General features: G+C 67.9%; 11 protein-coding genes. 5 read left to right on the forward strand and 6 right to left on the reverse strand.

Annotated elements, in window-relative coordinates; genetic code table 11:
* Window positions 1–26 precede the first annotated feature (26 nt).
* From ACIRSU_RS23405 to ACIRSU_RS23425, 5 genes are all read left to right on the forward strand, one after another.
* A complete protein-coding gene (locus tag ACIRSU_RS23405) occupies window positions 27–962 on the forward strand; it encodes a hypothetical protein (RefSeq protein WP_403795364.1) in 936 nt (311 codons plus the stop codon).
* Window positions 963–1,220: 258 nt separating this feature from the next.
* Complete coding sequence (gene rplJ, locus ACIRSU_RS23410; RefSeq protein WP_389204828.1) at window positions 1,221–1,751, forward strand: 50S ribosomal protein L10; 531 nt, start codon at window positions 1,221–1,223, stop codon at window positions 1,749–1,751.
* Window positions 1,752–1,870: 119 nt separating this feature from the next.
* A complete protein-coding gene (gene rplL, locus ACIRSU_RS23415) occupies window positions 1,871–2,257 on the forward strand; it encodes a 50S ribosomal protein L7/L12 (protein WP_403795368.1) in 387 nt (128 codons plus the stop codon).
* A gap of 553 nt (window positions 2,258–2,810) precedes the next feature.
* Entirely contained in the window at window positions 2,811–6,293 is a 3,483-nt protein-coding gene (gene rpoB, locus ACIRSU_RS23420) for a DNA-directed RNA polymerase subunit beta (protein WP_403795371.1), read from the forward strand.
* 100 nt (window positions 6,294–6,393) lie between these two features.
* Window positions 6,394–10,293, forward strand: coding sequence for a DNA-directed RNA polymerase subunit beta' (locus ACIRSU_RS23425; protein ID WP_403795374.1), 3,900 nt, complete (start codon window positions 6,394–6,396; stop codon window positions 10,291–10,293).
* Between the two features lie 87 nt (window positions 10,294–10,380).
* On the opposite strand, the gene ACIRSU_RS23430 is transcribed toward ACIRSU_RS23425, so the two are convergent.
* From ACIRSU_RS23430 to ACIRSU_RS23455, 6 genes are all read right to left on the reverse strand, one after another.
* Window positions 10,381–10,644 carry a hypothetical protein gene (locus ACIRSU_RS23430; RefSeq protein WP_403795378.1) on the reverse strand — a complete coding sequence of 88 codons (264 nt, stop codon included), beginning with the start codon at window positions 10,642–10,644 and terminating at the stop codon, window positions 10,381–10,383.
* Window positions 10,631–10,879, reverse strand: a complete 249-nt coding sequence (locus tag ACIRSU_RS23435; protein WP_403795380.1) for a hypothetical protein — start codon at window positions 10,877–10,879, stop codon at window positions 10,631–10,633. The genes ACIRSU_RS23430 and ACIRSU_RS23435 overlap by 14 nt, the downstream gene beginning before the upstream one ends.
* 56 nt (window positions 10,880–10,935) lie before the next feature.
* Window positions 10,936–11,847, reverse strand: coding sequence for a peptidoglycan-binding protein (locus ACIRSU_RS23440; RefSeq protein ID WP_403795382.1), 912 nt, complete (start codon window positions 11,845–11,847; stop codon window positions 10,936–10,938).
* A 158-nt stretch (window positions 11,848–12,005) separates the two neighbouring features.
* The gene (locus ACIRSU_RS23445; protein ID WP_403795385.1) at window positions 12,006–12,392 is read right to left on the reverse strand and encodes an ATP-binding protein; all 387 of its coding nucleotides are present in this window, start codon (window positions 12,390–12,392) and stop codon (window positions 12,006–12,008) included.
* Between the two features lie 10 nt (window positions 12,393–12,402).
* The gene (locus ACIRSU_RS23450) at window positions 12,403–12,975 is read right to left on the reverse strand and encodes a hypothetical protein (protein WP_403795388.1); all 573 of its coding nucleotides are present in this window, start codon (window positions 12,973–12,975) and stop codon (window positions 12,403–12,405) included.
* Window positions 12,975–14,114, reverse strand: coding sequence for a hypothetical protein (locus tag ACIRSU_RS23455; protein ID WP_403795391.1), 1,140 nt, complete (start codon window positions 14,112–14,114; stop codon window positions 12,975–12,977). Before ACIRSU_RS23455 ends, ACIRSU_RS23450 begins: the two co-directional genes overlap by 1 nt.
* Window positions 14,115–14,122: the final 8 nt, after the last annotated feature.

The raw sequence follows: 14,122 nt of genomic DNA on the forward strand, positions 1-14,122 counted from the left end.
GACAGATCCACAAGGGGTGGGGACTCATGACCGTTTCCGTGTCCGCATGGAAGCGCGCGGGTGTGGCGCTGACGGCGGCGGCCGTCGTGACGGGCGTGGCCGGCTGCCAGGACGACGGCGACCAGGGCCAGAAGAAGGCCGCGGACGCGCCTGCGAAGGCGCAGGGGCTGGGCGACGTGACGAAGGCGCTCACGGCGGCGTACGAGAAGACGTCGGCCGCCAAGTCGGCCAGGTTCACGATGACGATCGAGATGACGGGCGCGGGCGCCCAGGCCGGCAGCACCACGATGTCCGGCGTGCAGGGCTGGGACCCGGCCGTCATGGACGTCACCATGAACGGCGGCATGCTCGGCAAGGGCGCCGCCGGAGGCAATGAGAAGACCCGCATGATCATGCGGGACGGTGTCATGTACGTGGACATGGGCGCCAAGCCGGCCGACCAGATGGACGGCAAGCGCTGGATGAAGATGGACTTCGCGGCCATGGCCAAGGAGTCCGGCGACGCGGCCCTGCAGAAGCAGATGAGCCAGAGCATGAGCAGCGCCAACCAGGACCCGGCGCAGCAGCTCGCCCTGCTCCTGGAGTCGCCCGGCATCAAGCACGTCGGCCCGGAGAAGGTCGCGGGCGCCCAGACCGAGCACTACAAGGGCTCGATCTCCTTCGACCAGGCCGTGAACGACAGCAAGGCGTTCGACGGGCTGCCGGAGAAGGACCGCAAGGCCCTGATCGACGGCGTGAAGAAGGCCGGCGTGAAGGGGTACGACACCGAGCTCTGGGTCAACGAGGACGGCTACCCGGCCAAGATGATTGTCGGCATGAAGATGCCGCAGGGCGTCGTGAGGGTGACCGCCCTCTACTCCGACTACGGCACCCAGGCCACCGTCCAGGCACCGCCGGCCAAGGACACCTTCGACTTCATGGAGATGATGAAACAGCTCGGCCAGGCCGGCGCCCAGGGCTGATTTGCCCCCGGCCGTCCCCGTCACGTACTCTTCCACAGAAGCCAAAGACCGCTGGTCGTCGCTGCGCCCGCAAGGGTGTGGTGGCCGAAGGATTCGCTGAGAGACGCGAACGACCCGCGCAGGTGTCAGTGGAAGAGTTCCCGGTCCGGTTCATTCCGGTTCGGTCGAGCTGAGCCCCGTGCGCCTGCGCCCGGGGCGTTTTCGTTTGTTCAGCCCCTTCTGAGCGGTCCTCATCACCCGGAAGGAGGCTGACGCACTATGCCGACGCCCAACAAGGCTGCATCGGTGGCCGAGCTCAAGGACGCGTTCCAGAGCTCCAACGCCGTCGTGCTGACCGAGTACCGGGGTCTCACCGTGGCGCAGCTCAAGACGCTGCGTCGTTCGCTCGGTGAGAACGCCCAGTACGCCGTGGTGAAGAACACGCTGACCAAGATTGCGGCCAACCAGGCTGGGATCACCTCGCTCGACGACCAGTTCGCTGGTCCGACGGGTGCCGCCTTCATCACCGGTGACCCGGTGGAGTCGGCCAAGGCTCTGCGTGACTTCGCCAAGGAGAACCCGAACCTCATCATCAAGGCCGGTGTCCTTGACGGTAAGGCTCTCTCCGCCGACGACATCAAGAAGCTTGCGGACCTCGAGTCCCGCGAGGTTCTGCTCAGCAAGCTGGCCGGTGCCTTCAAGGGCAAGCAGTCTCAGGCTGCCTCGCTCTTCCAGGCGCTGCCGTCGAAGCTCGTCCGCACCGTGGACGCTCTTCGCGCCAAGCAGGCCGAGCAGGGCGGTGCCGAGTAATTCGGCTCGCTTTCTGATCCTTGCCGCCTGACGGTGGCGAGGGTCGCAGCGGGCCCGACGTACGCCCGCCTCACCCAGAACATCCGGCACCAGCCGAATTAGTGGAAGGATCGCCCATCATGGCGAAGCTCACCCAGGACGAGCTCCTCGAGCAGTTCGAAGGCATGACCCTCATCGAGCTCTCCGAGTTCGTGAAGGCGTTCGAGGAGAAGTTCGACGTCACCGCCGCCGCGGCCGTCGCCGTTGCCGCCCCGGGTGCCCCGGGCGCCGGCGCTGTCGCCGAGGTCGAGGAGAAGGACGAGTTCGACGTCATCCTCACCGGCGCCGGTGACAAGAAGATCCAGGTCATCAAGGTCGTGCGCGAGCTGACCTCCCTGGGTCTGAAGGAGGCCAAGGACCTCGTCGACGGCACCCCGAAGCCGGTCCTCGAGAAGGTTGCCAAGGACGCCGCTGACAAGGCCAAGGAGGCCCTCGAGGGCGCCGGCGCCTCCGTCGAGGTCAAGTAAGACCTCTGCGAGTCGTAGCGACTCCTTGAGCGTGTAACGCTCACAGCGTGAAAGGCGATCATCCATCTGGATGGTCGCCTTTCGGCGTTCCCGGGACCCGCGTGGCGGTGGTCGTGCCGGGCTCCGGAAGCGGAGTATGGTGATCTTCGCCGTGCGCCGCTCGGCGCCGCTCCGGCGGCGGGGGCCTTGACGAACAGCACGGACCGCGCAATTCTCAGGACGCGTCGTCACAACGATCCGAATCCGAGGCATGGATCGACGACCGAACGGGCAGTATCGAGGTGCGCCGCACGGCGCGACGTAGCGCGGAGTTGAGAGCAACGAGGGTCGCGAAGAACTCGCCCTGGACATCAGTGGGCCAAGTGGCTACACTGACCCTTTGCGCTGCCTGTTAGCTGCCCCCTGCCCGTCACCAGGGGCATCCCCTCGCAACCGCTTCGCTGGTCGACCCACTCTGACCTGGTCTTTTGGCCAATCGGGTAATCGTCTTCCAAGGAGCTCCGCAGGGACCGGTACGCGCGCAGTGAGTCCGAGCCCTCGGAAGGACCCCCTCTTGGCCGCCTCGCGCAACGCCTCGACCAATACGAACAACGGTGCCAGCACCGCCCCGCTGCGCATCTCCTTTGCAAAGATCAAGGAGCCCCTCGAGGTTCCGAACCTCCTCGCGCTTCAGACCGAGAGCTTCGACTGGCTGCTCGGCAACGCCGCGTGGAAGGCTCGCGTCGAGGCCGCCCTTGAGTCGGGCTACGACGTCCCCACGAAGTCCGGTCTGGAGGAGATCTTCGAGGAGATCTCGCCGATCGAGGACTTCTCCGGGTCGATGTCGCTGACCTTCCGCGACCACCGCTTCGAGCCGCCGAAGAACTCGATCGACGAGTGCAAGGACCGTGACTTCACCTACGGTGCCCCGCTCTTCGTCACGGCCGAGTTCACGAACAACGAGACCGGCGAGATCAAGTCCCAGACGGTCTTCATGGGCGACTTCCCGCTCATGACGAACAAGGGCACGTTCGTCATCAACGGCACCGAGCGTGTCGTCGTGTCGCAGCTCGTCCGCTCCCCGGGCGTGTACTTCGACTCCTCCATCGACAAGACGTCCGACAAGGACATCTACTCCGCCAAGATCATCCCGTCCCGGGGTGCCTGGCTGGAGATGGAGATCGACAAGCGCGACATGGTCGGCGTCCGCATCGACCGCAAGCGCAAGCAGTCCGTCACCGTCCTCCTCAAGGCTCTCGGCTGGACCACCGAGCAGATCCTGCAGGAGTTCGGCGAGTACGAGTCCATGCGCGCCACCCTGGAGAAGGACCACACCCAGGGCCAGGACGACGCGCTGCTCGACATCTACCGCAAGCTCCGTCCGGGCGAGCCGCCGACGCGCGAGGCCGCCCAGACGCTGCTCGAGAACCTGTACTTCAACCCGAAGCGCTACGACCTCGCGAAGGTCGGCCGCTACAAGGTCAACAAGAAGCTCGGCGCCGACGAGCCGCTGGACGCGGGTGTCCTCACCACGGACGACATCATCGCGACCATCAAGTACCTGGTGCAGCTGCACGCCGGTGAGACCGAGGCCGTCGCCGCCTCCGGTCAGACGATCGTCGTCGAGACCGACGACATCGACCACTTCGGCAACCGCCGCCTGCGCAACGTCGGCGAGCTCATCCAGAACCAGGTCCGTACGGGTCTCGCCCGTATGGAGCGCGTCGTGCGCGAGCGCATGACCACCCAGGACGTCGAGGCGATCACGCCGCAGACCCTGATCAACATCCGGCCGGTCGTCGCCTCCATCAAGGAGTTCTTCGGCACCAGCCAGCTGTCGCAGTTCATGGACCAGAACAACCCGCTGTCGGGTCTCACCCACAAGCGCCGTCTGTCGGCTCTTGGCCCGGGTGGTCTGTCCCGTGAGCGGGCCGGCTTCGAGGTCCGAGACGTGCACCCGTCCCACTACGGACGCATGTGCCCGATCGAGACCCCCGAAGGCCCGAACATCGGTCTGATCGGTTCGCTCGCCTCGTACGGCCGGGTCAACCCGTTCGGCTTCATCGAGACGCCGTACCGCAAGGTCGTCGACGGCCAGGTCACCGACGAGGTCGACTACGTCACCGCCGACGAGGAGGACCGCTTCGTCATCGCCCAGGCGAACGCGACCCTGAACGACGAGCTCCGCTTCACCGAGCCCCGCGTCCTGGTCCGCCGCCGTGGCGGTGAGGTCGACTACGTCTCCCCGTCCGACGTCGACTACATGGACGTCTCGCCGCGCCAGATGGTGTCGGTCGCGACCGCCATGATCCCGTTCCTCGAGCACGACGACGCCAACCGTGCCCTCATGGGCGCGAACATGATGCGTCAGGCCGTTCCGCTGATTAAGTCGGAGGCCCCGCTCGTCGGCACCGGCATGGAGTACCGCTGCGCCACCGACGCCGGCGACGTGCTCAAGGCCGAGAAGGCCGGTGTGGTCCAGGAGCTCTCCGCCGACTACATCACCGTGGCCAACGACGACGGCACGTACATCACGTACCGCCTGGCCAAGTTCTCCCGCTCGAACCAGGGCACCTCGGTCAACCAGAAGGTCGTCGTCTCCGAGGGCGACCACGTGATCGAGGGCCAGGTCCTCGCCGACGGCCCCGCCACCGAGAACGGTGAGATGGCGCTCGGCAAGAACCTGCTCGTGGCGTTCATGCCGTGGGAGGGTCACAACTACGAGGACGCGATCATCCTGTCGCAGCGCCTCGTGCAGGACGACGTCCTCTCCTCGATCCACATCGAGGAGCACGAGGTCGACGCCCGTGACACCAAGCTCGGCCCCGAGGAGATCACCCGGGACATCCCGAACGTCTCCGAGGAGGTCCTGGCCGACCTCGACGAGCGCGGCATCATCCGCATCGGTGCCGAGGTCGTCGCCGGCGACATCCTGGTCGGCAAGGTCACCCCGAAGGGTGAGACCGAGCTGACCCCGGAGGAGCGCCTGCTCCGCGCCATCTTCGGTGAGAAGGCCCGTGAGGTCCGTGACACCTCGCTGAAGGTCCCGCACGGCGAGACCGGCAAGGTCATCGGCGTCCGCGTCTTCGACCGCGAGGAGGGCGACGAGCTTCCCCCGGGCGTGAACCAGCTGGTCCGCGTCTACGTCGCCCAGAAGCGCAAGATCACCGACGGTGACAAGCTCGCCGGCCGTCACGGCAACAAGGGTGTCATCTCCAAGATCCTGCCCATCGAGGACATGCCGTTCCTCGAGGACGGAACCCCGGTCGACATCATCCTCAACCCGCTCGGTGTCCCGTCCCGAATGAACCCGGGACAGGTCCTGGAGATCCACCTCGGCTGGCTCGCCAGCCGCGGCTGGGACGTCTCCGGCCTCGCCGACGAGTGGGCGCAGCGCCTCCAGGCCATCGGTGCCGACCAGGTCGCCCCCGGCACCAACGTCGCCACCCCGGTCTTCGACGGTGCGCGTGAGGACGAGCTCGCGGGTCTGCTCCAGCACACCATCCCGAACCGCGACGGCGAGCGCATGGTGCTCCCGTCCGGCAAGGCGCGCCTGTTCGACGGCCGCTCCGGCGAGCCGTTCCCGGACCCGATCTCGGTCGGGTACATGTACATCCTCAAGCTCCACCACCTGGTCGACGACAAGCTGCACGCCCGCTCGACCGGCCCGTACTCGATGATCACCCAGCAGCCGCTGGGTGGTAAGGCCCAGTTCGGTGGCCAGCGCTTCGGTGAGATGGAGGTGTGGGCGCTGGAGGCATACGGCGCCGCGTACGCCCTCCAGGAGCTGCTGACGATCAAGTCCGACGACGTGACCGGCCGCGTGAAGGTCTACGAGGCCATCGTCAAGGGCGAGAACATCCCTGAGCCCGGCATCCCCGAGTCCTTCAAGGTGCTCATCAAGGAGATGCAGTCCCTGTGCCTCAACGTGGAGGTGCTGTCCTCGGACGGCATGTCCATCGAGATGCGCGACACCGACGAGGACGTCTTCCGCGCAGCGGAGGAGCTCGGCATCGACCTGTCCCGGCGCGAGCCGAGCAGCGTCGAAGAGGTCTGACGGGAGTCCGGTGCGGGGGCTCAGCGATGAGCCCCCCGCCGGCCCCAGGACCCCCGTATCAGACCCATAGCCTTACAACCCTGAGAGGGATTGACGCATAGTGCTCGACGTCAACTTCTTCGACGAGCTCCGGATCGGTCTGGCCACCGCTGACGACATCCGTCAGTGGAGCCACGGCGAGGTCAAGAAGCCGGAGACCATCAACTACCGCACCCTGAAGCCCGAAAAGGACGGACTCTTCTGCGAGAAGATCTTCGGTCCGACCCGGGACTGGGAGTGCTACTGCGGCAAGTACAAGCGTGTCCGCTTCAAGGGCATCATCTGTGAGCGGTGTGGCGTCGAGGTCACCCGCGCCAAGGTGCGCCGTGAGCGGATGGGCCACATCGAGCTGGCCGCCCCCGTCACGCACATCTGGTACTTCAAGGGCGTCCCGTCGCGCCTCGGCTACCTGCTCGACCTCGCCCCGAAGGACCTGGAGAAGGTCATCTACTTCGCGGCGTACATGATCACGTACGTCGACGACGAGCGTCGTACGCGTGACCTGCCCTCGCTGGAGGCGCACGTCTCCGTCGAGCGTCAGCAGATCGAGAACCGTCGCGACTCCGACCTGGAGGCCCGCGCCAAGAAGCTCGAGAACGACCTCGCCGAGCTGGAGGCCGAGGGCGCCAAGGCCGACGTGCGCCGCAAGGTGCGCGAGGGTGCCGAGCGCGAGATGAAGCAGCTGCGCGACCGTGCGCAGCGCGAGATCGACCGTCTCGACGAGGTCTGGGCGCGCTTCAAGAACCTCAAGGTCCAGGACCTGGAGGGCGACGAGCTCCTCTACCGCGAGCTGCGTGACCGCTTCGGCACGTACTTCGACGGCTCGATGGGTGCCGCGGCGCTGCAGAAGCGCCTGGAGTCCTTCGACCTCGAGGAGGAGGCCGAGAAGCTCCGCGAGATCATCCGTACCGGCAAGGGCCAGAAGAAGACCCGTGCGCTCAAGCGCCTCAAGGTCGTCTCCGCGTTCCTGCAGACCGCGAACAGCCCCAAGGGCATGGTTCTCGACTGCGTGCCGGTCATCCCGCCGGACCTGCGTCCGATGGTGCAGCTCGACGGTGGCCGCTTCGCGACCTCCGACCTGAATGACCTGTACCGCCGTGTGATCAACCGCAACAACCGTCTGAAGCGTCTGCTCGACCTCGGTGCCCCCGAGATCATCGTGAACAACGAGAAGCGGATGCTCCAGGAGGCGGTCGACGCCCTCTTCGACAACGGCCGTCGTGGTCGCCCGGTCACGGGCCCCGGCAACCGTCCGCTGAAGTCCCTCAGCGACATGCTGAAGGGTAAGCAGGGTCGATTCCGTCAGAACCTGCTCGGCAAGCGTGTGGACTACTCCGCGCGTTCCGTCATCGTCGTCGGCCCGCAGCTCAAGCTGCACCAGTGCGGTCTGCCGAAGGCCATGGCGCTGGAGCTCTTCAAGCCGTTCGTGATGAAGCGCCTGGTCGACCTGAACCACGCGCAGAACATCAAGTCGGCGAAGCGCATGGTCGAGCGCGGCCGCACGGTCGTGTACGACGTCCTCGAAGAGGTCATCGCCGAGCACCCGGTCCTGCTGAACCGTGCCCCCACGCTGCACCGCCTCGGTATCCAGGCGTTCGAGCCGCAGCTCGTCGAGGGCAAGGCCATCCAGATCCACCCGCTCGTCTGCACCGCGTTCAACGCGGACTTCGACGGTGACCAGATGGCCGTCCACCTGCCGCTCTCCGCGGAGGCGCAGGCCGAGGCCCGCATCCTGATGCTGTCCTCGAACAACATCCTCAAGCCGGCCGACGGCCGTCCGGTGACGATGCCGACCCAGGACATGGTCCTCGGTCTGTTCTTCCTCACCACCGACGGTGAGCTCCGTGACACCAAGGGCGAGGGCCGCGCGTTCGGCTCCACGGCCGAGGCGATCATGGCGTTCGACGCCGGCGAGCTCGCGCTGCAGTCGCAGATCGACATCCGCTTCCCGATCGGCACCGTTCCGCCGCGCGGCTGGGTTCCCCCGGTCGCCGAGGAGGGCGAGCCGGAGTGGCAGCAGGGTGACTCGTTCCGCCTGCGCACGACCCTGGGCCGCGCGCTCTTCAACGAGCTGCTGCCCGAGGACTACCCGTTCGTCGACTACTCCGTCGGCAAGAAGCAGCTCTCCGAGATCGTCAACGACCTCGCCGAGCGCTACCCCAAGGTCATCGTGGCGGCGACGCTCGACAACCTGAAGGCGGCGGGCTTCTACTGGGCGACCCGTTCCGGTGTCACCGTGGCCATCTCCGACGTCGTCGTTCCCGAGGCGAAGAAGGAGATCGTCCGCGGCTACGAGGCGCAGGACGAGAAGGTCCAGAAGCAGTACGAGCGCGGTCTGATCACCAAGGAAGAGCGCACTCAGGAGCTCATCGCGATCTGGACCAAGGCGACCAACGAGGTCGCCGAGGCGATGAACGCGAACTTCCCCAAGACGAACCCCATCTTCATGATGGTTGACTCGGGTGCCCGAGGAAACATGATGCAGATGCGGCAGATCGCCGGTATGCGTGGTCTGGTGTCGAACGCCAAGAACGAGACCATCCCGCGTCCGATCAAGGCGTCCTTCCGCGAGGGTCTGTCCGTCCTCGAGTACTTCATCTCGACGCACGGTGCCCGTAAGGGTCTCGCCGACACCGCCCTGCGTACCGCCGACTCGGGTTACCTGACCCGTCGTCTGGTGGACGTCTCGCAGGACGTCATCATCCGCGAGGAGGACTGTGGCACCGAGCGCGGTCTGAAGCTGCGGATCGCGGCCAAGGACGAGGCCGGTGTCCTGCGGAAGACGGACGACGTCGAGACCTCCGTGTACGCGCGGATGCTCGCCGAGGACGTCGTCGTCGACGGCAAGGTCATCGCGCCGGCCAACGTCGACCTGGGTGACGTGCTCATCGACGCCCTGGTCAACGCGGGCGTCGAGGAGGTCAAGACCCGTTCGGTCCTGACCTGTGAGTCCGCCGTCGGTACCTGTGCGTTCTGCTACGGCCGTTCGCTCGCCACCGGCAAGCTGGTCGACATCGGTGAGGCGGTCGGCATCATCGCCGCCCAGTCCATCGGTGAGCCCGGTACCCAGCTGACGATGCGTACCTTCCACACCGGTGGTGTGGCCGGTGACGACATCACCCAGGGTCTGCCGCGTGTCGTCGAGCTCTTCGAGGCCCGTCAGCCCAAGGGTGTCGCCCCGATCTCCGAGGCGGCCGGTCGCGTCCGCATCGAGGAGACCGAGAAGACCAAGAAGATCGTCGTCACCCCGGACGACGGCACCGACGAGACGGCGTACCCGATCTCGAAGCGTGCCCGTCTGCTCGTGGGCGAGGGCGACCACGTCGAGGTGGGCCAGAAGCTCACCGTGGGTGCCACCAACCCGCACGACGTGCTTCGCATCCTGGGTCAGCGTGCCGTCCAGGTCCACCTGGTCGGCGAGGTCCAGAAGGTCTACAACTCGCAGGGCGTGTCGATCCACGACAAGCACATCGAGATCATCATCCGGCAGATGCTGCGCCGCGTGACGATCATCGAGTCCGGCGACGCGGAGCTGCTGCCGGGCGAGCTCGTCGAGCGCTCGAAGTTCGAGACCGAGAACCGTCGTGTGGTCCAGGAAGGCGGCCACCCGGCCTCCGGCCGTCCGCAGCTGATGGGTATCACCAAGGCCTCGCTGGCGACGGAGTCCTGGCTGTCGGCCGCCTCCTTCCAGGAGACGACCCGAGTCCTGACGGATGCGGCGATCAACGCCAAGTCCGACAGCCTCATCGGCCTCAAGGAGAACGTCATCATCGGTAAGCTCATCCCGGCCGGTACGGGTCTGTCCCGCTACCGCAACATCCGGGTCGAGCCGACCGAGGAGGCCAAGGCCGCGATGTACTCGGCCGTCGGCTACGACGACATCGACTACTCGCCGTTCGGCACCGGCTCCGGCCAGGCCGTTCCGCTGGAGGACTACGACTACGGTCCGTACAACCAGTAAGTCGTCGCCTCCTAGGTAGCGACAAACGCCAAGAAGGGCGGCACCCCGCACGGGGTGCCGCCCTTCGGCGTATCGGTGGTACGAGGATCAGCGCGCGGTCAGCTCCCAGACCGTGACGGCGACCGTGGCCACCGCTGCCAGCGCGCCGATGCTGGCCAGCGGCCAGCGGGCCCGCTCCAGGGCGTCGAGCCGGGCCTCGTGGTCGGCGAGCTGCTTGTCGGTCTGGTCGCTGCGCTGTACGAGGAGCGCGAGCGAGCCGTCGACCCGGGCGAAGCCGGCCTCCAGCGTGCCGCGCAGCCGCTCCAGTTCGAGGGCCACGGCGACCGGGTCGTTCGCGTCAGATTCGGTCATCGGCGGCCGCCTCAGGGAGCGTCTCCGGCGCGGTGCGCAGCCAGCCGGGGAGCAGGCGCTGGACGGCGGACAGGGCCATCACCCGGGTGAGGGCGCCGGCGACGGCGAGCCCACCGGCGACCCAGGGCAGGGTGGCGGGGAGCCCGGAGGCGTCGACGATCTCGGGCAGGACGACGGCGATGCCGACGGCGGCCTGCAGCACGGTGCGGGCCGTCCGCTTGGCGGCTTCGGACATGGTGGTTCTCCTTGCATGGGGGGTGTTGCTGGTGGGGGCTGCTCCCCGTACGGGAGCTACTGCACGAACGGGACCTTCAGCGCGTTCCAGGAGGCGGCGCCCGGCCAGCCGTCGGCGTCGGAGCCGGAGAAGCCGAGCTTGCGCTGCCAGGCCGCGTACGACTGGCGGTCGCTCTCGGACCAGCGCGGGCTCGGGCCGACCTGGTAACGGCCGCAGCCCTCGGCGACCAGCCGGCGGCCCATCGCGGTGACGATGGGGGAGCTCGGGGTGGTCTTGAAGAAGGCCGTGCCGGGGAACGGCTGGTAGCGCGGGGTGGCCGGCTCGGCGGGGGCGGTGGGCTTGGCCGCGGGGGCCTTGCCGAGCCGCTGCTGCACCCGGCCGCGCATGACGGGCATGCCGAAGCCGCGCGGGTCGTTCTTCCAGTCGGACCACTCGGAGTGGCCGATGACGGACTTGGCGCCCCAGCCGTGGGCACGGCAGAGCGCGGCCGAGACCCGCTCGATGGCCTCCAGCTGGACGGCCGGCCAGGGGTCGGAGCCGTTGCCGAGGTTGATGCACTCGAAGCCGTAGAAGCGCGAGTTGCCGTCGACGGCGCCGGAGCTGCCCTGGTGCTCGTGCGGGACCGGCGGCCGGTCCCCGTACGTCTCGCTGACCACGGCCTGGAGGACGGACGGGTCGCCGCCGCCCGCGTGGTTGGCGCGGCCGTTGGCGATCAGGTGGACGGTGCCGTCCTTGGCGATGACGCCGTGGCACAGCGGGCCCGGCAGGCCCTCGTAGCCGTCGTAGCACATGCCGACGGTGTGCTCGGTGCCGCTGGACACGCTGTGGTGGATCATCACGCCGACCACGGGCCCCCAGGCCCCGTGACCGTTGCGGTTGTGGGTGCGCCAGCCGTCGTGCTCGACGACGGTGATGCCTTCGGCGCGGAGCGCGGCGACGAACCGGTCCGCGGTGAGGGGGGCTGCCATGTTGTCCTCCGGGCATGAGAAAACCCCGGCCGGTCTGTCGGCACGGGGCGGGACGTACGGGATTGCGCTCGTACGGGACTGCGGTCGTACGGATTGCGGTCGTACGGGATTGCGGTCGGTACGGGGTGGAGCGGGGCTTCGCCGAGGGCGGGCCTTCGCTACGGGGCGGGCGTGGCCGGCGGAGCGGCCGGGGCCCAGGTGGCGCACAGCGCGGCGTAGGCGGCGCGGCGGCTCTCGAAGTCGGCGAGGGCGGCCGCCACGGCCCGCTGCACGGCGGTCTGGTCAGGGACGGCGGGGACGCCGTTCTGCGCCTGGATGATGACCAGGCCGGAGCCGCGCAGGAGGGAGTCGCCCGTGCCCTTCTCGTTGACCTCGGCGGTGACGTACACCGCCGGGTACTGCCCGGTCACCGGGTCGCGCTCCAGGGTGTAGCCGAGGCTGTTGTCGTACACGCGGACGTTGAGCGTGTGCCCGTTCTCGCTGACGACGGCGCGGCCGGCGTAGTCGATGGCGACGCCCCAGGGCTGGGTGGTGTCGATGTTCATGGTGTGCTCCTCAGGTCTGCGTGCCGTGGATGAGGACGGGCTGGGCGTAGACCGTGCCGGCCGTGGCCAGGGCCTGGATCTCGATGTTCATGGTCTGGCCGAACCTGGCCTTCATGTCGCCGGGCAGCAGGCCGGTGTAGTCGTACGTGGTGCCGGCGGTGACGGTGGGGCCGAAGGGGGTGCTGTCGACGAGGACCCGCACCTGGCCGGTGCCGCCGGTCGACGCCGCCGTGCTGATGGCGAGCCGCATCTTCGGCTGCCAGATCGGGTTGGAGCAGCGGGCGATGGTCGTGAAGGCGGTGCTGGTGGTCGAGGGCCACTTGGCCGTGTCGACGGGCAGCGGCGGCATCAGCTGGAGCCAGGGCCGGGCCAGGCCGCCGGTCATGATGTCGTCCGAGAAGATCTCGTGGCTGTAGCCGTCGAACACCCGGATCAGCGGCCGGGTGAGGGCGATGTTGGCGGTCTGCGTCGCCGGCCGGAACTCGTTGGCGGCGGGGCGGGTGTTGACCGCGGTGGACAGTGCCTTCAGCCGGCGTTCCATCTGGTTCAGCCGGTCGATGATGTCCTCGGGCAGCTGGGGCATCAGGCCTCCTCAAGGTAGAGCTCGGCGGTGTCGGGCCGGCCGCGCTCCGGGGGAGTGACCTTGACACCGATGATCCGGTAGCGGGCGTCGAGGCCCTGCGAGAACCACTCGTCGGTGATCCGGATGCGGGCGACACGGCCGATGAGCTGCGGCGGGACGACACCGCCCAGGTGGATGCTGACCTGGGGGATCACCACGGCGCCCCGGGACTCGCCGAGTTCGCGGCCGGCGATGGAGTCGAGCGCGAGCGGGTCCGTGACCTCGTTGTGGTCCGAGGACAGGTCGATCAGCGGCCAGCCGTCGACGAGCAGGTCGGTGGCGACCTGCTGGTTGGAGTAGAGCGGCCGGGACTCGGTGGCGGCGTTGGAGTTGACGGAGGCGCCGCGGGCCAGCGCGGTGGTGCCGCCGCGGGTCGCGTCGTACGGGAAGGAGTACGACAGGATGACGCCGGGCCGGTCGAAGATCAGGTCGGTCGCACCGTTGACGATCTTGGGCGCGCCGAGCCGGAGCTGCTTGATCCGGGCGCCGTTCTTGTTGGGGTCGGGGTCGCGGTAGACCAGGATCTGGTACTCGAAGCCGTTCTCCAGCTTGGAGATCTGGTCGAGCGCGTCCTGGTAGACGGTCTCGTCGCCGAGCCGCCAGGAGACCGTGCGCTTGTAGTCGGAGGACTCCTCGCCGAAGGTGATGCCGAGCCGGCGGGGCTCCTCGCCGGCGGGGGCGCCCGGGTAGTTCTGGACGTCGAGCTCCTGCCAGAGCCGGCGGGCGATCTCCAGCTGGTCGGTGGGGGTGTCGTACTTGATCTCGGTACGGATGCGGCGCCGGCTCGCATACGAGTCGAAGGTCGCCGCCTGGATGCCGAGGGTCAGCACGCCGCGGCCGCTGGACTGCAGCGTGGTGGTCCAGACGATGCCGCCCCACCACAGGTCCCCGCCGCGCTCCAGGTAGACCGCGGTGCGGCCCTCGCGGACCTTCTTCACCCGCTCGGCGATGGCCTTGTCGGGGATGGGGATGGTGCCGGAGAGGGAGCCGGGCTTGCCGATGTAGTCGTCGAACTGCACGTCCCGCATGGGCAGGATGTCCAGCGTCTGGTCGGTGAGCAGGTCGGTGAAGATGGCCCGGTAGGGCGTGTCGAGTGCCATGAGCGGGC

The organism is Streptomyces sp. NPDC101160, from assembly GCF_044768205.1.
In the GTDB taxonomy this organism is placed as follows: domain Bacteria; phylum Actinomycetota; class Actinomycetes; order Streptomycetales; family Streptomycetaceae; genus Streptomyces.

Coding starts and splice junctions, on each gene's coding strand:
- ACIRSU_RS23455 (WP_403795391.1), bottom strand. CDS start 14,114: ATGGCACTCGACACGCCCTACCGGGCCATCTTCACCGACCTGCTCACC.
- rplL (WP_403795368.1), top strand. CDS start 1,871: ATGGCGAAGCTCACCCAGGACGAGCTCCTCGAGCAGTTCGAAGGCATG.
- rplJ (WP_389204828.1), top strand. CDS start 1,221: ATGCCGACGCCCAACAAGGCTGCATCGGTGGCCGAGCTCAAGGACGCG.
- ACIRSU_RS23430 (WP_403795378.1), bottom strand. CDS start 10,644: ATGACCGAATCTGACGCGAACGACCCGGTCGCCGTGGCCCTCGAACTG.
- ACIRSU_RS23435 (WP_403795380.1), bottom strand. CDS start 10,879: ATGTCCGAAGCCGCCAAGCGGACGGCCCGCACCGTGCTGCAGGCCGCC.
- ACIRSU_RS23445 (WP_403795385.1), bottom strand. CDS start 12,392: ATGAACATCGACACCACCCAGCCCTGGGGCGTCGCCATCGACTACGCC.
- ACIRSU_RS23440 (WP_403795382.1), bottom strand. CDS start 11,847: ATGGCAGCCCCCCTCACCGCGGACCGGTTCGTCGCCGCGCTCCGCGCC.
- ACIRSU_RS23450 (WP_403795388.1), bottom strand. CDS start 12,975: ATGCCCCAGCTGCCCGAGGACATCATCGACCGGCTGAACCAGATGGAA.
- ACIRSU_RS23405 (WP_403795364.1), top strand. CDS start 27: ATGACCGTTTCCGTGTCCGCATGGAAGCGCGCGGGTGTGGCGCTGACG.